The sequence below is a fragment of the Flavobacterium granuli genome (assembly GCF_900129705.1).
GTDB lineage: Bacteria > Bacteroidota > Bacteroidia > Flavobacteriales > Flavobacteriaceae > Flavobacterium > Flavobacterium granuli.
Genome location: NZ_FQWO01000003.1, coordinates 97,627 through 122,636, shown reverse-complemented (window position 1 = coordinate 122,636; position 25,010 = coordinate 97,627). Strand labels below are relative to the sequence as shown.

Annotated in this window: 17 protein-coding genes and 3 tRNA genes; 13 read left to right on the top strand and 7 right to left on the bottom strand. The window is 35.1% G+C overall.

Features of this window, described 5'->3' with window-relative positions:
• Window positions 1-257: 257 nt before the first annotated feature.
• The 6 genes from BUB25_RS05555 (at window position 258) to BUB25_RS05530 (ending at window position 11,112) form a co-directional block, all read left to right on the top strand.
• Window positions 258-2,087: a PAS domain-containing sensor histidine kinase gene (locus BUB25_RS05555; protein WP_072941401.1), complete on the top strand. Its 1,830-nt coding sequence runs from the start codon at window positions 258-260 to the stop codon at window positions 2,085-2,087.
• A complete protein-coding gene (locus BUB25_RS05550; RefSeq protein ID WP_072941398.1) occupies window positions 2,077-2,466 on the top strand; it encodes a response regulator in 390 nt (129 codons plus the stop codon). Before BUB25_RS05555 ends, BUB25_RS05550 begins: the two co-directional genes overlap by 11 nt.
• Before the next feature lie 76 nt (window positions 2,467-2,542).
• Window positions 2,543-3,451, top strand: coding sequence for an ABC transporter ATP-binding protein (locus BUB25_RS05545; protein ID WP_072941395.1), 909 nt, complete (start codon window positions 2,543-2,545; stop codon window positions 3,449-3,451).
• Between the two features lie 11 nt (window positions 3,452-3,462).
• Complete coding sequence (locus BUB25_RS05540; RefSeq protein WP_072941392.1) at window positions 3,463-4,299, top strand: ABC transporter permease; 837 nt, start codon at window positions 3,463-3,465, stop codon at window positions 4,297-4,299.
• A gap of 15 nt (window positions 4,300-4,314) precedes the next feature.
• On the top strand, window positions 4,315-6,651 hold the full coding sequence (locus BUB25_RS05535; protein ID WP_072941389.1) for a T9SS type B sorting domain-containing protein: 2,337 nt from the start codon (window positions 4,315-4,317) through the stop codon (window positions 6,649-6,651).
• 24 nt (window positions 6,652-6,675) lie between these two features.
• Window positions 6,676-11,112, top strand: coding sequence for a T9SS type B sorting domain-containing protein (locus BUB25_RS05530; RefSeq protein WP_072941385.1), 4,437 nt, complete (start codon window positions 6,676-6,678; stop codon window positions 11,110-11,112).
• Window positions 11,113-11,200: 88 nt separating this feature from the next.
• Here the strand turns inward: BUB25_RS05530 and typA are convergent, their stop codons facing one another.
• On the bottom strand, window positions 11,201-12,997 hold the full coding sequence (gene typA, locus BUB25_RS05525) for a translational GTPase TypA (protein ID WP_072941381.1): 1,797 nt from the start codon (window positions 12,995-12,997) through the stop codon (window positions 11,201-11,203).
• 169 nt (window positions 12,998-13,166) lie between these two features.
• Between typA and BUB25_RS05520 the strand changes: the two genes are divergently transcribed.
• A complete protein-coding gene (locus BUB25_RS05520; RefSeq protein ID WP_072941378.1) occupies window positions 13,167-14,876 on the top strand; it encodes a PAS domain-containing protein in 1,710 nt (569 codons plus the stop codon).
• A 4-nt stretch (window positions 14,877-14,880) separates the two neighbouring features.
• Window positions 14,881-15,291, top strand: a complete 411-nt coding sequence (locus BUB25_RS05515) for a response regulator (RefSeq protein ID WP_072941375.1) — start codon at window positions 14,881-14,883, stop codon at window positions 15,289-15,291.
• 135 nt (window positions 15,292-15,426) lie between these two features.
• Here BUB25_RS05515 and rpsT read toward each other — a convergent pair whose 3' ends face one another.
• The 5 genes from rpsT to proS form a co-directional block, all read right to left on the bottom strand.
• Window positions 15,427-15,678, bottom strand: coding sequence for a 30S ribosomal protein S20 (rpsT, locus tag BUB25_RS05510; protein WP_072941373.1), 252 nt, complete (start codon window positions 15,676-15,678; stop codon window positions 15,427-15,429).
• 35 nt (window positions 15,679-15,713) lie between these two features.
• Window positions 15,714-15,785: transfer RNA gene (locus tag BUB25_RS05505), tRNA-Glu, on the bottom strand.
• A gap of 45 nt (window positions 15,786-15,830) precedes the next feature.
• Window positions 15,831-15,902 (bottom strand) — tRNA-Glu (locus BUB25_RS05500).
• 47 nt (window positions 15,903-15,949) lie between these two features.
• Window positions 15,950-16,021: transfer RNA gene (locus BUB25_RS05495), tRNA-Glu, on the bottom strand.
• A 78-nt stretch (window positions 16,022-16,099) separates the two neighbouring features.
• Entirely contained in the window at window positions 16,100-17,578 is a 1,479-nt protein-coding gene (gene proS, locus BUB25_RS05490) for a proline--tRNA ligase (RefSeq protein ID WP_072941370.1), read from the bottom strand.
• Between the two features lie 101 nt (window positions 17,579-17,679).
• On the opposite strand from proS, the gene BUB25_RS05485 reads away from it, so the two are divergent.
• The 5 genes from BUB25_RS05485 to BUB25_RS05465 all read left to right on the top strand — a co-directional run bounded on the left by BUB25_RS05485 (window position 17,680) and on the right by BUB25_RS05465 (window position 23,382).
• A complete protein-coding gene (locus BUB25_RS05485; protein ID WP_072941367.1) occupies window positions 17,680-18,711 on the top strand; it encodes a hypothetical protein in 1,032 nt (343 codons plus the stop codon).
• A 50-nt stretch (window positions 18,712-18,761) separates the two neighbouring features.
• Window positions 18,762-20,258, top strand: coding sequence for an OmpP1/FadL family transporter (locus BUB25_RS05480; RefSeq protein WP_072941364.1), 1,497 nt, complete (start codon window positions 18,762-18,764; stop codon window positions 20,256-20,258).
• Window positions 20,259-20,527: 269 nt separating this feature from the next.
• Window positions 20,528-21,841 carry a 30S ribosomal protein S12 methylthiotransferase RimO gene (gene rimO, locus BUB25_RS05475; protein ID WP_072941361.1) on the top strand — a complete coding sequence of 438 codons (1,314 nt, stop codon included), beginning with the start codon at window positions 20,528-20,530 and terminating at the stop codon, window positions 21,839-21,841.
• A gap of 133 nt (window positions 21,842-21,974) precedes the next feature.
• Complete coding sequence (locus BUB25_RS05470) at window positions 21,975-22,448, top strand: hypothetical protein (protein ID WP_072941358.1); 474 nt, start codon at window positions 21,975-21,977, stop codon at window positions 22,446-22,448.
• Window positions 22,449-22,479: 31 nt separating this feature from the next.
• Window positions 22,480-23,382 carry an N-acetylmuramoyl-L-alanine amidase gene (locus tag BUB25_RS05465; protein WP_072941355.1) on the top strand — a complete coding sequence of 301 codons (903 nt, stop codon included), beginning with the start codon at window positions 22,480-22,482 and terminating at the stop codon, window positions 23,380-23,382.
• 85 nt (window positions 23,383-23,467) lie between these two features.
• Here BUB25_RS05465 and BUB25_RS05460 read toward each other — a convergent pair whose 3' ends face one another.
• Entirely contained in the window at window positions 23,468-25,009 is a 1,542-nt protein-coding gene (locus BUB25_RS05460) for an acyl-CoA carboxylase subunit beta (protein WP_072941351.1), read from the bottom strand.
• Window position 25,010: the final 1 nt, after the last annotated feature.

Genomic DNA, 25,010 nt, shown 5'->3' with positions numbered 1-25,010 from the left:
AATTAGCAACACTTCTACACTTCATAGTTAAGACTAAAAAACAAAACACATAATCACCTAACCTTTAATCACTTACAATAGACATAAGATATCATCTTTTTTTAGTCAAAAAACTCAAACCTCTAAAATGAAATAACTTTAAAAAAAAAGCCGCCGCTATGTTCTTTTTTCTAAAGAAAACACCCGAAACTTAGTAATTTAATTTAAATTTGGCTGTCCCTATATATTTCAAATTAATTACTAAGTAACCTACTGTTATGAAAAATAAGCTTAAGCTGTATTTCAATGCTGCCCAATCGGCAAAAATTGGAATATGGGATCATAATCTTAAAAAAAGCTCCACTTACTGGGATGCTGTCACCAAATGTATCCTAGAAGTTCCTGAGGATTTCATCCCCGTTCTAGGAAGTGGCATTGGATTTTATACTGAAGGAAAAAATAGAGATCGAATTAAATTCTTGATTGATCAAGCTATCAATCAAGGTATACCTTTTAGCGAAACATTTCAAATTACAACAGCTAAAAACAATATCAAATATGTGGAATGTATCTGTCAGGTAGTATTCAAAAAAGGAAAACCCAGACGCTTATTGGGTACTTTTCAGGATATTACCAAAGAACAAAATTTAATAAATGAGATGCAACTGAGCGTGGAGAAATTTTCTTCTATTTTCTCCAGTGCCAATGATGCGATATTTATTTTTGATATTTCAAATGGAAACATAACAGACTGTAATCCCAGAATATCAGAGCTTACAGGTTACGCAACTACTGAATTAATTGGCTTGCATCATTCCAAATTATTTCCTGCAAACTATAATAACGAAATTGAAAACATCTTAAATCAAAATACGGAAGAGGACAATTATACCGTGAAGGAATCCTATATTCAAACTAAAAGCGGAACTATATTACCCGTAGAAATTGCTTCCGGAAAAAAATTTAATGTTAGGGATAAAAACTACTTAGTATGTTTTTTTAGAGATATTTCTGAACGAAAAAGCGATGAATCCTATATGAATATGCTTTCTCTTGCCGTATCAGAAACCACAGATACTATCATTATTGCCGATCCAAATGGTAAAACAGTGTGGGCAAACAAAGCCTATCTTGAACTTACAGGCTTTAGCCTAGATGAAATAGTGGGTAACACACCAGGCTTCTTATCTAAAGGTCCCGAGACAAATCAACACACAACTGATATCATGAGACAAGCGATTAAGGACAAGAAAAGTATAAAAGTCACCATCCTTAATTACAAAAAAAATAAAGAAAAATACTGGTATGATTTAAACATCAACCCTGTTTTTGACAAAGAAAATACTTTAATCAACTACATAGGAGTAGGAAGAGATATCACCGTTCGAAAAGAAAAAGAACTAGAACTCAACAAACTTCTAGAAGTAACGAATGATCAAAACAACAAGCTATTTAATTTTGCTCACATAATTTCTCATAACATTCGTTCCCATAGCAGTAATTTATCTATGGTTTTGGAAGTGATGAAAGACACCCATGATGTTGAAGAAAAAATATCCTATATCGACCTTTTTGAAGAAGCCACAGATAAACTTTCTCAAACAATTGAATTTTTGAACGAAATTATCACCATTCAAAAAAGCAATAATATTGAAAAAAAAGAAATCCGATTGAAGGATGAAATCGAAAAAATAAAGAATACCTTAAGCTTAATTATCAAAGAAAGTAAAATTACAGTCATAGACAATATTCCCGAAGACTTAACTCTCTGTGTAATTCCTGCCTATCTGGAAAGTATTTTACTTAATCTTTTTACCAATGCCATTAAATATAAATCTCCTAACAGAACAACCATTCTAGAAATAGACTATGAAGTCAAGGAACAGTATACTATTATAAGTTTCAAAGACAATGGCTTGGGAATTAATCTGGAGAAAAATGGGCACAAAATATTTGGTATGTACAAAACTTTTCATGACCATAGCGACGCAAGAGGTATTGGCTTATTTATCACCAAAAACCAAATCGAAGCCATGAAAGGAAAAATAGAAGTTGAAAGTGAAGTGGGTGTAGGATCCACTTTTAAAATATATTTAAATGAAAAATAAAAAACTCTATATTATTGACGATGATAAATTATCAGTAAAATTAATGAGTATGCTAATTAAAAAAAATCAAACCTGCGATGAAGTCCATGCTTTTTTCAATGCCCAATCCGCATTAGAAGAACTGGAAAAAAACAGCAATGACAATGACAAATTGCCGGATGGAATCCTACTTGACTTGAACATGCCCGTTATGGATGGCTGGCAGTTTCTGGATGAGTTCATTTTGTTTCCCATAAAAAAAGAAATTTCTATTTTTATCGTCACCTCGTCCATCGATCCTGTTGATATCGAAATGGCTAAGAAACACACTTTTTTGAAAGGTTATATTATGAAACCTATTACAGCCGAGAAATTGAAAGAAATGTCAAAAATGATTTAAGACCAAACTAAATACCAATTAAGAGTAACAATTCCACTATTCGTTCGTCTTATAAAAAACTAAAAAAGACAACATTTTGGAAACCATTCTCTCAATTAAAAATCTTAATAAGCGCTATGGCAGTTTACAGGCGTTAAAAGATGTGACTTTCGATATAAAAAAAGGACACGTATATGGCATTTTAGGACCCAACGGAAGCGGAAAGTCAACAACATTAGGAATAGTTTTAAATGTAGTCAATAAAACTTCAGGAGAATACAGCTGGTTTGACGGTAAAATGCAAACGCATGAAGCTTTGAAAAAAGTAGGCGCCATTATAGAGCGCCCTAATTTCTATCCTTATATGACGGCGCAGCAAAACCTTCAATTGGTATGTAAAATAAAAAACATCAGTTATAGCAAAGTTCAGGAAAAACTGGAATTGGTTGGCTTAAGCGAAAGAAAAAACAGTAAATTCAGTACTTTTTCTTTAGGAATGAAACAACGCTTAGCCATTGCCTCTGCCCTTTTGAACGATCCTGAAATATTAATTCTAGACGAACCAACTAACGGATTAGATCCGCAAGGAATTCATCAAATAAGGGACATTATCAAGCAAGTTGCCGCCGGAGGCACAACAATTCTTCTTGCTTCCCATTTATTGGATGAAGTAGAAAAAGTTTGTTCGCATGTTGTGGTTTTAAGAAAAGGCCAAATTTTATATGCCGGTTTAGTGGATGGTATTTCGTCAAATGAAGGTTTCTTCGAATTGCAATCGGAGGATCCCGAAAAATTAATGGCTGTTCTAAAAACGCATCCCGCTGTTGAGAGCGTGAAACAAGGAGAAGAAAAAGTGTTCGTTTATTTGAAAAGCGAATTAGAAGCTGCCGTTTTAAACAAATTCCTTTTTGAAAGAAACATCAATTTAGGACATTTAGTAAAACGTAAAAACAGCCTGGAAGAGCAATTTTTAAAATTGACAAACAACACTAATCCAACTTCTTAAAACCGCCAAACATGAAAAGATTACTCTCAATAGAATTGCAAAAAATATGGATGAATAAAGCCAGCCGAATTTTGACATTGGCCTATTTCATCTTACTTTCCTTTATAGCACTAATCGCATCCATAAAATTTGATTTGGGCATTTTTAAATTCCATCTTGCCGAAATGGGTATATTCAATTTCCCGTTTATTTGGCATTTTAACACCTTCATTGCAGCTATTTTAAAATTATTTTTGGCCATTGTTATTGTTTCTATGATGGCAAACGAGTACAGTTATGGAACTTTAAAACAAAACCTAATCGATGGAATGAGCAAGAAAGAATTTATCCTTTCTAAATTTATCACCGTAGTCTTATTTGCTTTTTGCTCGACCGTTTTTGTTTTTATCATGAGTTTAATTTTGGGATTCAGCTTCTCGTCCTACACTGAATTAAGCATCGTTTTCTCTGATTTAGAATATTTGGTGGCTTTCTTTATAAAATTAGTTGGCTTTTTCTCCTTCTGTTTGTTCTTAGGCATATTAGTAAAACGTTCCGCATTTGCACTTGGTTTTTTATTTGTTTGGAATATCTTGGAATGGATATCCAAAGGAATATTGAATTTCAAAATATTCCCAGACAGTAAATTTGCCGATACTATTACGCAATTCTTTCCTTTGGAATCTATGTCGAATCTAATCGTAGAACCTTTCTCCAGATTATCAGTAGTCAAAAACCTGGGAAAACAAATTGGAGTGGCCAATTTCAAAGATTATGATGTTCATTTTTCATCGATCGTTATTGTTCTAATCTGGACTTTCATATTTGTGTTTATGTCTTTCAAATTACTGAAAAATAGAGATTTGTAGTATCTTTGTGATGCTATGAAATGTATAAAAATCATTTTATTTTGGATTTTAGTCCTCTGCAATACAACTCTTGTATTTGCACAAGCTATTCGCGTGGACGATTCTAAAAACGCAACGGATCTTACCCAAATATTAACAAATAATAGTTCTTGCATCAATATTTCTGGAGAAAGCGTAAAAGGTGATGAATTTACTTCAGGACAAGAAAGTTATGGATATTTCAATAACCAAGGAGGCAGTTTCCCGTTTACAGAAGGTATTGTTTTAAGCACTTGGAGTAGTAAAAATTCCGAAGGACCATTTATTCGAAATCAAGGAGCTGGAAATTCGCTTTGGAAAGGAGACGCAGATTTAGATCAAGCTTTAGGCATCAATTCAATAAATGCAACCGTTTTAGAATTTGATTTCATTCCATTGACAAACTTCATCAGTTTTAATTATTTATTTGCTTCCAATGAATACCAAGATGATTATCCCTGTAATTATTCCGACGGATTTGCCTTTTTAATAAAAGAAGAAAACGCCGCCAATTATCGAAATTTAGCTCTAATTCCTAGATCGACAACTCCGGTTTCATCAACAACGATACACCCTCCAATATCTTATACAAATAATTTCGGAAATACGACATCCTGTCCTGCAGAAAATGAAACCTATTTTGACCAACTAAATACAAGTCTAACTAATTCGTCTCCCATAAATTATGCTGGTCAAACTAAAATACTAAATGCACAGACCACCGTTATCCCCGGAAAAAAATATCATATAAAACTGGTAATTGCAGATCAAGATAATTTTCGCTACGACTCAGCGGTTTTTATCGAAGCGGGAAGTTTTACCTCAAAAATAGATTTAGGCTCCGATAGAACGACTCAAAACAACCCCATCTGTTTTGGCGAAAAATTTATTATTGACACTAAACTCTCTCCTGCCTACACCTATAGATGGTATAAAGATGATTCTTTAACTCCTATTTCGGGAGAAACAAATCCTTCTTATGAAGCCACTGAAACAGGAATATATAGAGTTGAAGTAGAATTAGGCAGTGCCAGTTGTATCGCTTCCGGTCAAATCAAAATTGAATTCACTCCCGAAATCGTGTTGCAAGACACTAATTTGATACAATGTGATGATAATGGGGACGAAATTGCTTTTTTTGACCTGACAAGAGCAGAACCTATCTTAAAAAACAACAATAGTAATTTAGGTAATATGGTTTTTTACGAAAATGTTATTGATGCCCAAAGCAATCAAAATCCAATTCAAAATCCAAAGAATTACACTAACAAAGCCAACAATCAAATTATAATTGCAAAAGTTTCGGATAACTACGGCTGTGCAAACTATGCGCAATTGACACTCCAAATTTCGAATCAAACCATCACACCACTTGCGCCAATCGTCGTTTGTGATGATAATGACGGCAACAGCGATGGAATACATCAATTTGACTTGATGGCTATTGCTACATCTGGGTATTTTTCAGCTATTGGCAGCAATGTTTTTGTTTATTTTTATTTAAATCCAACGGATGCCTATCTTGAAAAAAATGAATTGCCTTATTTCTTTAAAAACACCATTTCAGGAGGTCAAACTTTGTATGCCCGAGTACTTAATGGACCCGATTGTTATGCGATTACACCTGTAATACTAGTTGTAAATACTTTCAATCCTCTAAACTTTGAAGATGAGACTATTGCTCTATGTGAAGGCCGTACACTTGACTTAACTGTAAGTAACATTTATTCAAGCTATTTATGGAATACAGGAGCAACTTCAAATTCCATTTCTGTCAGTAGTCCAGGAGATTATTCAGTCATAGTAACAGATGCCAATGGATGTGGAGCTACCAAAAAATTTCAAGTTCTAAACTCGGGAATAGCTACAATTACAGGAACCAAAATAAATGATTTTGCAGCAAATCAAAATTCCGTATTGATTGAATATACCGGATTAGGAGATTATGAGTTTTCTATTGATGGCAGCTATTTTCAAGATAGTCCTTTATTCAATGGAATTGCGGCTGGAACTTATTGGGCCTACGCCCGAGATAAAAACGGCTGTGGTGATGCAGCTCCATTTCAATTTTACGTATTAGATTATCCTCGCTTTTTTACTCCAAACGGTGATGGTTTTAATGATTTATGGATAATTAAAAATCTAGATTTATTCCCTAAAGCTACAGTTACGATTTTTGATCGTTATGGAAAATTATTAAAGCAGCTTCACTCTTCCAATGCAGCTTGGGATGGTACATTTAATGGTTATAATCTGCCTTCGGATGATTATTGGTTTAATATTATTTTCACAAATAACAAAAGTATTAAAGGGCATTTCTCGTTAAAAAGATAAGAATTATTTTGCTATTTTTAGCAAATGAAAAAAATTGCTACACTCTTATTTTTACTACTTACAGCAAGCGGTTTCGCTCAATTTAGTAAAACGCATTATATTCCGCCATTGACTTCTGCAACTTCACCTCTTGTTACTCCACAAGATCATTATTTATATATTTCTACTCCCAGCTCAACTGATGTCAAGGTCAAAATTACTGAAATTGGAGGACGCATATTCACAGGTACGGTCAACAAAAATAATCCTTGGATATATAGTATAGGTTTTGGTGACAATACACAATTATTCACTCCAAGTACAAGTATCGGAAAATTAAACGATAAAGGCTTTATTTTAGAAGCCGAGGATTTAATTTACACAAGTGTTCGTGTAAATGCAGGATCCTATAATCAAGCTGGCGGTTTAGTTTCAAAGGGGAATAGCGCATTGGGCACAACATTTAGATTAGGGGCGATGTTGAATCCGCTTTTTGACCCCACTTTGCTGAATTTCGCTTCCATACTGTCGACGGAAAACGGCACTAAGATCACCATTTCGAATATTCCAAACGGCACAATTCTGTCCGACGGTTCTACCGTCAATGGGCAGATAACAGTTACTTTAAACAAAAATGAAAGTTATGTTTTAGCTTTAACAAACCCCATCAATGCGACGCCTTCAAACAGTTCGAAAATGATTGGCGCTTTGGTCCAATCTGATAAACCGGTGGTGGTCAATTCGGGTTCGTTTGGGGGAAGCAACAGCACTTTGGTAGGTACAAACGGAAGTCCTAACGGAAGAGATGTGGGCTTTGACCAAATCGTGTCCTTTGAAAAAACAGGAAAGGAATATATTTTTGTTAAAGGATTGGGGACTGATGAATTGGAACGCGTTTTATTAATTGCACACAAAGACAATACTAAAATTTACACCAATGGAAATCCGACTCCAATCATAAAAAATGCTGGCGAATATTTAACATTAGACGGGAGCAATTATCTTAACAATAGTCTATATATTACAAGCTCAGAGAATATTTTTGCTTACCAAAGTATTGGCGGATCAAATTCGTCAGCAAATCAAAACTTGTTTTTTGTCCCACCTTTAAATTGCTCCACACCGAATGTAATGGATAACATCCCCAATATTAATTTTATTGGTAATAGATCTTATACCGGAAGTATAAATATTGTAACTGAAACTGGCGCAATTGTTTTAATCAAAGACTCCCCAATCGCATCGAGTCCTATAGACATAAATGGAAATGCTGGTTTTGTATATTATACCGTTGATGGATTATCTGGAAACGTAAGTGTAAAATCTACTAAGCAGGTCTATGTTTCATATTCCGGAAACAGTGGCACTGCAACCTATGGCGGTTATTATTCCGGTTTTGACACTAAACCTGAAATTGTTAGTGATAAACTAGCTCTTACTAATTCCGCATGCATCCCTAATGTTATTTTAAAAATTAGTACTTTATCATCATACGATACCTTCCAATGGTTCAAAAACGACATTGAAATCCCTGGCGAAACTAACAGTTCTTACCAACCCACTGAGCCAGGTTATTATCAGGTAAGAGGTAGTATTTCAGGCTGTGGTTCTACGGTATTCTCAGATAAAATCCCGGTAAGCAATTGTCCTGATGATTCAGATAATGATGGAGTTAATAATAATATTGATATCGATTTAGACAACGACGGTATCACTAACCGATATGAAGCTAATCAATTATTAATTAACCAATCCAATCCGATTTTAGGGACAGAATACACCGGCCAGACAAGTGCAACTGAGAACATAACCGGTAAACCTTTATATGGTTTTGTTTCAGAAGTACCGGCAGGAAAAATGAATACTACAACCTATACCCTAAACTTAAATCAGCCCGAAACACTAATCTTTAGCTATATTATGCAGGACGATTCTAATCAATCGACTCCTATAAATGAGCAAATGAACAGCGAAGGTGATTTTACACTCCGTGTCCCAACAAATAAGACAATAACCGTTACAGATCCCAATGACCAATTATTAATTGACACCAATTATGATGGGATTTATGAAAGTGGCGTAAAAGAATTTTCTTCTTTTGAAATTCGATTCCGATTAAAAAGCACAACCCCTTTATTTCCTGGAAGTGGTTCATTCAAATTTCAAACTTATCAAACCAATTCTTTAACTTTTGTTCACAATAATTTATCTGACACCAATAACAACAAAGCGACATTTGCCATAGAACATCTACAAACAATTGACAGCGATTCAGACGGTATTCCTGATTTATTAGATATTGACAGTGATAATGATGGAATTTTAGACAGCGCTGAAGCCCAAACGAATAACATTATTATTTCTAACATTGATTCTAATAAGAATGGACTAGACGATGCCTTCGAACCAGGATTTATTCCAATAGACACAGATAATGACAACATCCCAGACTATCGGGATTTAGATAGTGACAACGATGGCATTTTCGATTTAGAAGAATCCGGCAGTAATGGAACTGATGCCGATTCTAATGGAATAGTTGATGGCAATCAAGCCAGTTTTGGAACAAATGGCCTTTCTGACAATCTTGAAACATCGGCAGATTCTGGAACCATAACTTACACTCTTGCTGATACAGATTCTGATGGCATCAAAAATTATCGTGATTTAGACAGCGACAATGACTTATGTAATGATGTAAATGAAGCCGGTTTTTCTGATCCAAATAATGATGGTTATTTAGGAAATAATCCTATAGCTGTGGATGCAAAGGGAAAAGTGACTAGCGGTATTGCTTATACAGTTCCAAACAGCATATACTTAATTGCAGCGCCTATAATAATAACACAACAACCAACAACTCCAGCAACATGTGAATTTCAAGATGCCACTATCTCTTTTGTCGATAACGGCGGAAACACCTATCAATGGCAAGTTTCAACTAATGGAACTCTTTGGAGTGACCTTTCAAATAACACCACTTATTCAGGAGTCACAACAAATTCCCTATTGATATCTGCTACAAAAAAAATCATGAATGGCTATAAATATCGTGTTAAGTTGAATAAAACTGGGAATTTCTGTGGTTTAACTTCAGGAGAAACAACTTTAATAATCCACAATCTACCTATTACATCTCCTACGTCAATTATTCAATGTGATGATAATGCAGATGGAATTTCCGACTTCAATTTAACCGAAAAAAACAGCACTCTTTCGACCAATTATTCAAATGAAATTTTCAGCTATTATACCACAAAAATTGGGGCGGATACCGCTGATTTGAATACCAAAATAACTACGCCTACCGCTTATACCAGTGCTAATGGAATAGTTTGGGCAAGAGCAGAAAACCAAAATGGATGTATTAGCGTCGTACCATTGAGCTTAATTGTATCTAATACTCAAATTCCTTCCACTTTTCAACGTGATTTTACAGATTGCGACGATTATATAGATTCAATTCATGACGATACTGATGGAATTTCGACCTTTGATTTTAGCAGTGTTACAAATGATATCATAGCTATTCTTCCTACACCAAGTTCCTCCTATTCTATAAAATATTATAAAAATGAAGCCGATGCCTTAGCAGAGGCAAATGAAATCACTAATACAAACAATTATAGAAATGAAGGCTACCCTAATCAACAACAAATTTGGGTTAGAGTTGAAAGTACATTAGACAATGCTTGCTATGGATTAGGCTCACACATTACTTTAACAGTTAATGCGAAACCAAATATCAATACTAATGACGACCATAGTGAAGATGAATTAGTCTGCTCTAACTTACCTACTTTTTTTGTACAACTTGACGCAGGAATAAATGACGGTTCGCCAACAACTGACTACACCTATATTTGGTGGAAAGACAATCAAATCATACCAAATGAAACACAACCAACTCTAAAAGTAAATACTGAAGGCAACTATAAAGTAGCGGTTTCTAAAAGTTTTGGTTGCAGTAGAGTCAGAACAATTAAAGTTACTGCTTCTGATATAGCCCATATCGATTCAGTTCTAATCTCAGATTTGACAGCTGTAAATACGGTAACGGTAAATGTTTCCGGTCAAGGTTCATATGAATATAGTATAGACGCGCCAAATGGACCGTTCCAAAACTCTAATTTTTTTGATAATGTTTCTCCTGGAATTCATGATATATTCATCAATGATAAAAATGCCTGCGGTATTGTTAGCAAAACTATTGCTGTCATTGGGGCTCCAAAATTTTTTACGCCAAATAATGACGGCTATAATGACTATTGGAATATAAAAGGAGTAACTGCAGGTTTCAATACAAAGGCTATCATTTTTATATTTGATCGTTATGGAAAATTATTAACTCAAATAAAACCTTCAAGCCAGGGATGGGATGGAACTTTCAATGGTCAACCCTTATCAGCAGATGATTATTGGTACACCTTAAAATTAGAAGATGGAAGGGAAGCCCAAGGCCATTTCAGTTTAAAAAGATAATTACAAAAGTAGTCGAATGTTATTCTAGTTCATTATTAGTCATAAAAAAAGCCATTCTTTCGAATGGCTTTTTTTTATATAAATAAAATTAGATTTTAAATCTTTTTCTATCAGTTTCAGTCAAATAAATTTTTCTCAAACGAATAGATTTTGGAGTAACCTCTACATATTCATCTTTTTGAATGTACTCTAAAGCTTCTTCCAAAGAGAAAATAATTGGAGGGATAATTCTCGCTTTTTCATCATTTCCAGAAGAACGTACGTTAGACTGTTTCTTAGCTTTTGTTACGTTTACACACATATCATCGCTACGTGAGTTTTCTCCAATTACTTGACCTTCGTAAATTTCGTCATTAGGATTAACGAAGAATTTACCACGATCTTGTAATTTATCAATAGAATAAGGAATTGCTTTACCATTTTCCATAGAAATTAATGAACCATTGTTACGTCCAGGAATTTCTCCTTTGAAAGGCTCATATCCAATGTAACGGTGAGACATAATCGCTTCACCTGCAGTAGCGGTAAGCAATTGATTTCTTAAACCAATAATTCCACGAGATGGGATATTGAATTTAACAATCATACGTTCTCCTTTACCTTCCATTGATAACATTTCTCCTTTACGGATAGAAACAAACTCTACCGCTCTACCAGAAAGATTTTCAGGCAAATCGATTGTTAATTCCTCAATTGGCTCACATTTTTTACCATCAATTTCTTTGATGATTACCTGTGGCTGGCCAATTTGTAACTCGTAACCTTCTCTTCTCATTGTTTCAATAAGAACCGATAAGTGTAATACTCCACGACCAAAAACCATGAATTTATCAGCAGAATCAGTTTCACCTAACTTCATCGCTAAGTTTTTCTCTAATTCTTTTGTCAAACGTTCTCTAATATGACGAGAAGTTACAAATTTTCCTTCTTTACCAAAGAAAGGAGAGTCATTAATAGTAAACAACATACTCATTGTTGGTTCATCAATAGCAATGGTTTGTAAAGCTTCTGGATTTTCAAAATCAGCGATAGTATCACCAATTTCAAAACCTTCTACTCCAATGATTGCACAAATATCTCCAGCAATTACTTGTTGTACTTTTTTACGACCTAAACCTTCAAAAGTATGTAATTCTTTAATACGTGATTTTATAACTTTACCATCTCTTTTTACTAAAGAAATTGGCATTCCTTCGTTCAACACACCTCTTTCTAAACGACCAATCGCGATACGACCCGTAAAAGCAGAGAAATCTAAAGATGTAATTAACATTTGAGGAGTACCTTCTGATACTTTAGGAGCTGGTACGTTTTTGATTACCATGTCCAATAAAGGCTCGATATTTTCTGTTTGATTTTCCCAATGATCAGACATCCAGTTGTTTTTAGCAGAACCATAAACCGTTGGGAAATCCAATTGTTCTTCGGTAGCTCCTAATTCAAACATCAAGTCAAAAACTTTTTCGTGAACTTCTTCCGGAGTACAGTTTTCTTTATCAACTTTGTTGATAACTACACATGGCTTAAGACCTAAATCAATAGCTTTTTGCAATACAAAACGCGTTTGTGGCATCGGCCCTTCAAAAGCATCCACTAATAAACATACACCATCGGCCATGTTTAATACACGTTCTACCTCACCACCAAAATCGGCGTGACCAGGAGTGTCAATGATATTAATTTTTGTTCCTTTATACTGAACAGAAACATTTTTTGAAGTAATGGTAATACCTCTTTCGCGCTCTAAATCGTTGTTATCAAGGATTAGGTCACCTGTGTTTTCGTTGTCACGAAATAACTGACAGTGATACATAATTTTATCAACCAAAGTTGTTTTACCGTGATCGACGTGGGCAATAATTGCAATATTTCTAATAGATTCCATCTGTGATTTTTAATGGGCGCAAATGTACAATTTTTTTTTATACAAAAAACCTTTCTTCAATAGTTTCCATATTGATAACCCATTAGATACATTAAATTGACAATATAAACTTATAAAATAAGTAGATGGGGATATTTTTTAATTCGCAATAATTAATTACATTTGAGTAATGAAAAACAAATCCAATCAAATAACTATAGTATATTTACTAACTGCCTTATTTGCAGTTATTGTTTTTCATAAACTATCATTAAGACACGCTACTTTTGCCAATTTTAGAATCTACAGCTTCGCAAAAGATATTATTTTTGTCGTTCTTACTGGGATAACCTATAGATATATCCTGTCAAAAAACGAAAACAGGAACCACTCCATCTTTAAAAAACTCAAGGAATCAAACGACGAAATTAAAGAATCCAATGAAAAATATGACATTGTTGCAAAAGCCACAAGCGACACGATTTGGGACTGGAAAATACAAGAAGACAAAATATTTTGGAACAAAGGAATAAAAAATATTTTTGGTTACGATGAAAATCAGGTCGGGAACAGCTCAGCTTGGTGGTTTGGAAACATCCATCCTGAAGACAGCATAAAAATGTCTATTAAATTGTATTCCTTCATTGAACAAAAAACAGAAAACTGGCAAGACGAATACCGTTTTAAATGTTCTGACAACAGTTACAAATACGTTTTAGACAGAGGATTTCTTTTGAAAGATGAAAACGGAAAAGCCATTCGAATGATTGGATCACTTCAAGATGTAACCAAACAAAAAGAGGAAGAATTACGACTGAAATTACTAGAAACCGTAATCTTACAAACCAAGGATGCCATCATCATTACTGAAGCTAGTTTCAACAACCGTAAATTGCCCAAAATAATTTATGTCAATCCGGCTTTTACAGTAATGACTGGGTATACATCCAACGAAATTATTGGCAAATCTCCCGATATTCTAAAAGCTCCAAATACCCCACTTGATGATATCAAAAAAATAATAAACTCAATAAACAAAAGCGAAGAAAGCCTAATCGAAACTATTTGTTACAGAAAAAACAAAGAAGAATTTTGGCTACACTTTTCAATGATACCAATCTACAATTCAGAAAATGAACTCTCACACTGGATATCAATACAAAGAGATATTAGTGAAGAGAAAAAACAAGAAAAAGAAAAAGAACAACTCATAAAGGAATTAACCCAAAACAACAAAGACTTAAAACAATTCTCGTACATTACATCACACAACCTCAGAGCACCTATATCAAACTTAACAGGTTTATTAAACCTAATTGAGGATATCAAAATAGAAGATCCTGAACTGACAGAGATTCTGGATGGCTTCAACAAATCAACCCAACAATTAAACGAGACCATCAATGACCTAACAAAAGTCATGGTAATAAAAGACAACGCTTCGATTCAAAAAGAAGCTGTAACGCTAAAAGAAGTATTTGAAAACATTTTCAACCAACTTACTTTCCAAATCAACCTTTACAAACCAAGCTTAAAATTAAATTTTGGAGAAGTATCCGTTTTAAACGTAAACAAATCTTACATAGAAAGCATCTTATTAAATCTTCTAACAAACTCCATTAAATACAGATCAGAAGACAGGACATTACAAATAACTATTTCAGCTATTCAAATCGACAATTCAGTTATTCTGACATTTAGAGACAATGGAATTGGAATCGACCTAGAAAGAAACAAAGACAAAATATTTGGACTTTATCAAAGATTCCACAACTACCCAGACAGCAAAGGACTCGGATTATACCTAGTAAAATCACAAGTTGAAGCAATGGGAGGAACAATTGAGATCAAAAGCGAAGTTAACAAAGGAACCACATTTACCTTAACATTTAAAAATTAAGACAATGTTTGATTTAATTTTATGTGTCGATGACGACCCTATAACTCTCATGTTATGCAAAAAAACAATTGCTAAGACATTTTTTTCCCGTGAAATAATGACTGCCAAAAATGGAGAAGAAGCTCTTCAATACTTTGATTCACTCAAGCAAAACAACGAAACAAAAAACCTTCCTCAATTTATCTTTTTAGATTTAAACATGCCTGTTATGGGTGGATGGGAGTTTTTAGATCGTTTTAGCAGCTCTGACTACTCTGACTACAACACCACCAAAGTAGTTGTTCTTTCTTCCACAATAGATCCCGAAGACTTAGAGAAAGCAAAAAAATACCCCATGGTTATTGACTTCTTACCAAAACCTATCAACTTAACCATGCTTGATTATCTAACCAATAAAATGAACCAAGAAGTCTAATTCCAGAACCCTACATCTAGAATCAATCCATTGAATCCTTTATTCAACAAGCATCAATCAATCTTTATCACTTAAAAAAACACAAAAAAAAGCCCCTTATAAAGGAGCTTTATTCTATATTGTATAAAATATAAATTACAATTTAGCAACAAATTTAGTTAATTTAGATTTTAAATTAGAAGCTTTATTATCATGAATAATATTCTTTTTAGCTAATTTATCAATCATAGAAATAACATTTGACAACTTAGATGTAGCATCAACTTTATCAGTAGCTATCCTTAATGCTTTAATAGCATTACGAGTAGTTTTATGTTGGTATCTATTTAATACTCTTCTCTTTTCGTTACTTCTGATTCTCTTTAGAGCTGACTTATGATTTGCCATTTTATTATATTTTTATCTTTACTATTCTTTTTTTGTAGTCCGTAAGGGAATCGAACCCCTGTTACTAGGATGAAATCCTAGCGTCCTAACCCCTAGACGAACGGACCATTATTCTCCTAGTTTGTTGCCAATCTTAAATGTTAGCTAATTTGTAGTCCGTGGGGGAATCGAACCCCCCTTACCAGGATGAAAACCTGGCGTCCTAACCGATAGACGAACGGACCATTATCCTTTTTAAAGTTCAGGAAAACTGTAACACAAAACAAAATTGTAGTCCGTGGGGGAATCGAACCCCCCTTACCAGGATGAAAACCTGGCGTCCTAACCGATAGACGAACGGACCGTGCTTCTGTATTGCGGATGCAAAAATACAACTATTTTTGAGTTCTACAATAGCTAAGCAAAAAAAATATTCTTTTTTTTAATAAGCCTTAGCAAACAACACTCTACCAACTGAAGGATTCCCTGTAAACACACAGCTTCCCGACTCTTCTACCCTATCCAAAGGAATACATCTAATGGTAGCCTTGGTTAAATCTTTAATCTTTTCTTCAGTCTCCGGAGTACCATCCCAATGTGCTGATATAAAGCCTCCTTTTTCCTCCAAAACAGTCTTAAATTCCTCAAAATTATTTACTTCAGTAATATGCGTATTTCTATAGTCTAATGCCTTATCAAACAAATCTTTTTGGATTTGCGCTAACAAATCGCTGATATAAGCCGAAATTCCATCTTTAGATTTCACTTCTTTTGTCAAAGTATCTCTTCTCGCCACTTCAAAAGTTCCATTTTCTAAATCTTTTGGACCTACAGCAATTCGAACAGGCACTCCTTTTAATTCCCATTCAGCAAATTTAAAACCAGGTTTCTGCGTCGTTCTATCATCATATTTCACTGAAATACCTAACTTTTTCAATTCAGAAATCAAAACATCTACCGCAGTAGTAATTTCTGCTAATTGTTCATCTGTTTTATATATTGGAACCACTACCACTTGTATTGGTGCTAAACTTGGCGGCAAAACCAAGCCTTGATCATCAGAATGCGTCATCACTAAAGCCCCCATCAATCGAGTCGAAACTCCCCATGAAGTTCCCCAAACATATTCTTGCTTGCCTTCGGCATTGGCAAATTTCACATCAAAAGCTTTTGCAAAATTTTGACCTAAAAAGTGCGAAGTACCCGCCTGCAATGCTTTTCCATCTTGCATCAATGCTTCTATACAATAGGTTTCTTCGGCTCCAGCAAAACGTTCCGTTTCTGTTTTCAAGCCTTTTATTACCGGAATAGCCATGAAATTCTGCGCAAAATCAGCATACACATTCATCATTTTTTCCGATTCTTCAATAGCCTCAGTTCTTGTAGCATGCGCCGTATGCCCTTCCTGCCATAAAAACTCAGCTGTACGCAAGAACAAACGCGTTCTCATTTCCCAACGAACCACATTAGCCCATTGATTAATCAACAAAGGCAAATCCCTATACGATTGCACCCATCCTTTATAAGTAGACCAAATAATGGCCTCACTCGTTGGCCTAACAATTAGCTCTTCTTCTAATTTTGCATTAGGATCTACCATTAACTTCCCTGGCTTATCGGGATCATTTTTTAATCTATAATGCGTCACGATAGCACATTCCTTAGCAAATCCTTCTGCATTTTTTTCTTCTGCTTCAAACATGCTCTTAGGAACAAATAAAGGGAAATAAGCATTTTGATGCCCAGTCTCTTTAAACATTCGATCCAACTCTGCTTGCATTTTTTCCCAAATAGCATAACCGTACGGTTTAATAACCATACAGCCCCTAACACCTGAATTTTCGGCTAAATCAGCTTTAACAACTAACTCGTTATACCATTTTGAATAATCTTCTGATCTTGTAGTAAGGTTCTTACTCATATTGAATAGTTTGGCACAAATTTTGCGCTATTATTTTTTACTAAATAGTTCCACAAAACTAACTATTTTTGTAATGTGCAACAATAAAAAATCTTATAGATATGAAAACTAATATTTTTTCCACAAAAAAAACTTTATTTTATCCTTTAATTGTGTTTTTCAGCATCTTGATGACTTCTTGTGGCTCTTATCAAAATAGCTCTTATTATGACAGCGACGGCATTTATGGATACACTGAAACCAGAACAGTAGAGCGCGCTCCTCAAGAGAACTCAAATAATAACTATTATAAAGATTATTTTTCCTCTTTGCAAAATGACAGCGAATCAGACGATTTTTTTACTGATATCGACAATTACAATAATAACGATAGTATTACAAACAACAGCAGACAAGGAAATTACAGTTATGCAGACTGGGGAGACAACCATGCAAAAACCCAAATTAACATCTATCCTGACAACTGGAACCTATCTCTAGGCTTTGGAATGGGCTATCCTTATTACGGATGGGGATACTCTAACTACAATTGGGGCTATTCCCCTTATTATTATGGTTACTCTAATTTTGGCTGGAATTATCCTTACTACGGATGGGGTTACCCAAGTTATTATGGATGGAATTACCCATACTATAGCTATAACTACTATAATCATGGAAATTACTATAACAATCGCAATTACTCTTACAGCTCTGGCCGAAGAGGAACTTCTTATAGCAATACAGTGAGTGGAAACCGAAATTATAGCTCTAGAAATTATTCCCAAAATAGAATAAGCACCGACAGAAACTCTAATTATACAACCCCTAACAGAACATCAAACTTTCGCAATACCTCAAGAACGAACTCTTATTTTTCAGAAAGAAACCCTTCTCAAAACAATTCTTATACCACTCCTTCAAGAACAAGAAATTACACCAATGAATCTAGAGGCGAAAACACTGCCCCTACAAGAAGATACACCCCTAGTTCAAACAATTCAAGAAACGATAATTACACCCCAACTAGAACCCAAAGTTCAGATAATTCCAGAAGCAACAACTATTCACCTTCCAGATCAACGCCGTCTTACAATTCAGGTGGTGGAGCCGGAAGAAGCTCAGGCGGAGGCGGAAGAAGAGGCGGAATGTAAACATCCCCAACACTCTTTAGATTACAATAAAAACTTTATTCGAACATAAGATGAAAAAATATCTATTTCTATTATTCGCAGGCTTCACTTTTAGCGCAGCTCAATCCCAAGAAATTACGGATGCATTACGCTATGCTCAAAATAACCTAAACGGAACAGCTCGTTTTCAAGCCATGAGTGGTGCTTTTGGCGCCCTTGGTGGTGACTTATCCTCTTTAAATATCAATCCGGCAGGATCTGCTGTTTTTTCAAACAACCAAGCAACATTTACAATCAGTAGTTTAAATACTAAAAACAATTCGAATTATTTCGGCACTAAGACAAGCGAAAAAGACAGCTCTTTTGATTTGAATCAAGCTGGTGGTGTATTTGTTTTTAAAAACCATAACCCTAACAGCAATTGGAAAAAGTTTTCTATTGCCTTAAATTACGAAAACACTAATAACTTCAACAATTCTTTCTTTTCAGCAGGAACAAACCCTAACAACTCAATAGATAATTACTTTTTAAGTTATGCAAACGGCATTCCTTTTGGCGATTTCGAAAACACAAGCTACGGCAGACTTGATTTTGCAGCTCAACAAGCCTATTTAGGATACCAAGCATTCATTATCAATCCTGTAAGCCCAACTGATGGAAACACCCTATACAACTCAAATGTTCCCGCTGGAGGCAATTATTTTCAGGAAAATACAATCTCCTCACAAGGATACAACGGAAAACTATCTTTTAATGCCGCTACCTCTTATAAAGACAAATTATATATTGGTTTGAATTTGAATTCTCATTTTACCGATTTCAGACAATTCAGCAGTTTTTATGAAGACAATAATGCGCCGTTAACAAATGAATACACCGTATCTACATTGCGATTCGACAACGAATTATACACTTATGGAACCGGATTTTCATTTCAACTGGGTGCTATTGCAAAAGTAACCAATGAACTACGCTTAGGATTAGCTTACGAATCATCAACTTGGTACAACTTAAACGACGAGTTTTCTCAAAGATTGGTTGCAGTAAGCAGTAAAACAGGAGATGCAGACACAAAAGATGTCGTAGACCCTAAAATCACTAATGTTTATGCCCCTTACAAATTACAAACACCTAGCAAACTTACCGGAAGTTTAGCCTATGTTTTTGGAAAATCAGGATTAATAAGTGTTGATTACGCCATAAAAGATTACAGCAACACTCAATTCAAACCTAAAAACGAATTCAACGGAACAAACGCTTATATGAGCAACGTTCTTGACAATACCGGAGAATTAAGAATAGGCGCCGAATATAAAATCGAAAAACTAAGCCTTAGAGCAGGATACCGTTACGAACAAAGCCCTTACAAAAACACCACTACAATGGGCGACTTAAATGGTTATTCAGGTGGTTTAGGCTATAACTTTGGATCAACAAAACTAGATTTATCTTATGCTTACGCAAAAAGAGATTCGCAACAAGCGTTTTTCTCACAAGGATTGACCGATAGTGCCAGAATCAATAGTATCAATAATAACATTGCCTTGACTTTACTTTTTGAATTATAAGTAAAAAAATAAATATAAAAATATAAAATCCGTTTCAATAAATTGATTCGGATTTTTTTTAGCCCTTTATACTTTATTAAATTTCTATTTCATAAAAGTTCAGCAGACTTCGTTTATATTCAGAATCATTATGGTTTGTATAGAAAAACTAAAGCAAAAAAGACACTATACTTCCTTAAAAAACAGCTTAAAGAAACTGAAACAATCCCGAAGGTTATCGGGAGAGTTTGAATAAAAAAGTGTAATTTTGCACTCCAATTTACAAATCTATGAGAACCAAGTCTTTAAAAAAGAATAAAATCAATGTGATCACTCTTGGGTGTTCTAAAAACATATACGATAGTGAAGTGTTAATGGGTCAACTTCGTGCCAGCGGAAAAGAAGTTGAACATGAAGCACCGGCCGAAAGCGAAGGAAACATTATTGTCATCAACACCTGCGGTTTTATTGATAATGCTAAGGCAGAATCAGTAAACATGATATTAGAATATGCTGATAAAAAAGAAAAAGGACTGGTCGACAAAGTTTTTGTAACTGGCTGCTTATCTGAAAGATACCGTCCAGATTTAGAAAAAGAAATACCAAATGTAGATCAGTTTTTTGGAACTACTGAGTTACCGCAATTGCTAAAAGCTTTAGGAGCTGATTATAAGCATGAATTATTAGGCGAACGTTTGACAACTACTCCTAAAAATTATGCGTATTTAAAAATTGCCGAAGGTTGCGACAGACCATGCAGTTTTTGCGCTATTCCATTGATGAGAGGAAAACACGTTTCTCAAACCATTGAAAAACTGGTTAAAGAAGCAGAAGGATTAGCCAGAGACGGCGTAAAAGAATTAATTTTAATCGCACAAGACTTAACTTACTACGGTCTTGATATTTACAAAAAACGTAATCTTGGCGAATTATTAGAAGCTTTGGTCAAAGTAGAAGGAATTGAGTGGATTCGTTTGCACTATGCTTTCCCTACCGGTTTCCCTATGGACGTTCTTGAAATCATGAAACGCGAACCTAAAATTTGTAACTACATTGACATTCCGTTGCAACACATTTCAGATTCTATTTTGAAATCCATGAGACGTGGTACAACTCAGGAAAAAACAACCAAATTACTAAAAGAATTCCGTGCGGCAGTTCCAGGAATGGCAATTCGTACTACATTAATAGTAGGTTATCCAGGAGAAACTCAGGAAGATTTCAATATATTAAAGGATTTCGTTCAAGAAATGAAGTTTGATCGAATGGGTTGTTTTGCTTATTCTCACGAAGAAAATACCCATGCTTATTTATTGGAAGATGATGTTCCGGACAATGTAAAACAAGATCGCGCCAATGAAATCATGGAATTACAGTCACAAATTTCATGGGACTTGAACCAAGAAAAAGTTGGACAAATTTTCAAATGCATCATTGACAGAAAAGAAGGCGGGCATTTTGTAGGAAGAACTGAATTTGACAGTCCTGATGTGGACAATGAAGTTTTGATCGACGCTTCAAAACATTATCTGAAGACAGGCGATTTTGCCATGATAAAAATCATTGAAGCAACAGAATTTGACTTGTACGGAGAGCCCGTTTAAATTTTAAATTTCTATTTTTATATACTTTTTAAAAATTGGACATGAAATAAACATAACGGTAAATTGGTTGTAACTACCAATAGCTGTTAGGCCAATTACATTTCACCTTTAAAAAAAATAAAAAAACCTACATATGAAAACAATACAAACATTGTTCGTTTTAGCATTACTATTGTTATCCGCAACTACGGTTTCGGCACAATACGGCTATGGAAATGGATATGGTAACGGCTATGGCAATAACGGTTACGGCAGAAATGGAGGAATGGGAATGAATCAAATGAACCAAACCAGAGAACAATCTGCACCTAAAGAAATCCCGATTGAAGTAACTGTCAGTAAAATAATGGAACAGCTAAAACCGGAATTAAACCTTGACGCCTTACAAGAAATTGCTGTTTCGAATGTTCTTACTGAAAGTATAAAAACACAAACTGCTTTATTAAAATCAAAAAGCAGTCAAGAGGAACTTATGAAGGAATTTGAAGCTCTCTCTGAAAATACAGATCGAAAAGTGAATGCCTTTTTAAGCGAGGAGCAAAAAGCAAAATACAAAGCTTTCAAAGAAGACAATAAAAATCCGAAAAAATCGAAAAAGAAGAAATAATTATTTTTGAAAGAGAAAGGCAACTTAAAATATGAGAAATAAACTTTGCTACTTGATTCTGGCCATTGCAATCACTTCCTGCGCTACAAATCCGCACAAAGCCACTGAGAAAGAATACGATACGAAACTCAAAACCTTTAAGGAAATAATATCAAACAAAGAACCGGAACCATTACCGATTGTCACTAAAACTGTGATAACCATAGACAGTGTCTATACTAAACAGTTATACACATTTAAAGACACTCTTTCAAAAACAGGATCTACTGCTTTGCAAAACGGCATCCATACAGAATGGATTAGTACGGTGAACTTTAACTTAAGGAAACCAAATTTTGTCATCATTCATCATACTGCTCAAGATTCGATACAACAAACTATAAAAACATTTACCTTAACCAGAACGCAGGTAAGTGCTCACTATGTCATTGCTGATGATGGCAGCGTAGTACAAATGCTCAATGATTATTTGCGAGCTTGGCATGCAGGAAACGGCTCTTGGGGAAAAAATACCGATATCAATTCTTCATCAATTGGAATCGAATTAGACAATAATGGAATCGAACCTTTTTCCGAGGCTCAAATCACAACTTTGATATCCTTATTGAGTAAGCTAAAAAAAGATTACAATATCCCAGCGCAAAACATCATAGGGCATTCTGACATTGCCCCTACGAGAAAACAGGATCCAAGCGCTTTATTTCCTTGGAAAACCTTGGCTGAAAATGGTTTTGGTCTTTGGCCTAACGATCCATTACCGGCCGCTCCAGAAAATTTCAATATTGAACAAGGCTTACGAATTATAGGCTATGACACTAAGAATCTTTCGGCAGCGATAATCGCTTTCAAACGTCATTATATGCCAAATGAGATTAACGCCGTAGTGGATGAAAAAACCAGAAATACCATTTATGACATCAGTGTAAAATCATAATCGCACCGAAATCTCAAACTAAGCAGAAACAAAAAAAAACCAGCATTATAAGCTGGTTTTTTTTTTTGCTTCTACTATAAAAAATCTACAAAGGAATATTTCCGTGTTTTCTGTTTGGAGTAACACTTACTTTATTTTCGAGCATACTAAACGCTTTTAACAATTTACGTCTGGTATCTTCTGGCATGATTACCTCATCGACAAAACCTCTTTGAGCTGCAGTATATGGATTGGCAAACAAGTCGGCATATTCTTTTTCTTTTTCCAATAGTTTAGCTGCTGGATCTGCAGCCTCATTAATCTCTTTCTTGAAGATAATTTCCGAAGCTCCTTTGGCGCCCATAACAGCAATTTCAGCCGTAGGCCAAGCAAAATTCATGTCGGCACCAATGTGTTTCGAATTCATTACATCATAAGCACCGCCATAAGCTTTACGTGTAATTACGGTTACTCTAGGTACGGTTGCTTCACTCAAAGCATACAACAATTTAGCGCCGTGCATGATAATACCGTTCCACTCCTGATCTGTTCCCGGCAAAAAGCCCGGCACATCTACCAAAACCAATAGCGGAATATTAAAAGCGTCACAAAAACGGGTAAATCGCGCTGCTTTTATCGAACTGTTCACATCCAAAACTCCAGCCAAATATAAAGGTTGGTTGGCCACAATACCAATGCTTCTTCCTCCTAATCTGGCAAAACCCACAATAATATTCTCGGCAAAATTTTTATGAATTTCAAAAAAAGAATCTGTATCTATAATTCCCGAAATCACATTGTGCATATCATAAGGCTTGTTCGGATTATCCGGTATAATTGTTGCGAGCTGCTCCCGAACCTCATCATTGAGTTCATAAGGCAACTTTTGAGCCGTTTCTTTATTGCTTTGTGGCAAATAACTCAACAATCGTTTTACATCCTCAAGACATTCCACATCATTAGCCGAAGTACAATGCGCCACACCGGATTTAGTAGAATGCGTACTTGCTCCACCCAATTCCTCCGAAGTTACGGTTTCATTTGTCACCGTTTTTACCACATTGGGACCAGTAACAAACATATAACTGGTATCTTCGACCATCATTGTAAAATCAGTCATAGCGGGAGAATATACCGCACCACCGGCGCAGGGACCCATAATAGCGGAAATTTGAGGAATAACTCCACTTGCTTGTACATTTCTATAGAAAATATCAGCATAACCGCCCAAAGATCGAACACCTTCCTGAATACGAGCTCCTCCAGAATCGTTCAGCCCTATCATGGGCGCTCCCATTTTGACCGCCATATCCATCACTTTACAGATTTTCTCTGCATGTGTTTCAGACAATGCTCCACCGAATACAGTGAAATCCTGAGCGAAAACATAAACTAATCTTCCATTGATGGTTCCGTATCCAGTGATGACACCGTCGCCATAATACATCTCTTTTTCCATCCCAAAATCGGTTGTACGATGGGTCACCAGCATCCCAATTTCTTCAAAAGAGCCTTCATCCATCAAATAATTTACGCGCTCTCTTGCGGTGAGTTTCTTTTTTTGGTGCTGCTTTTCAATTCTGTTTTTACCGCCCCCCAAATGGGCTTCGGCAATTTTATCGTTTAATTCTTTTATTTTAGAATCCATA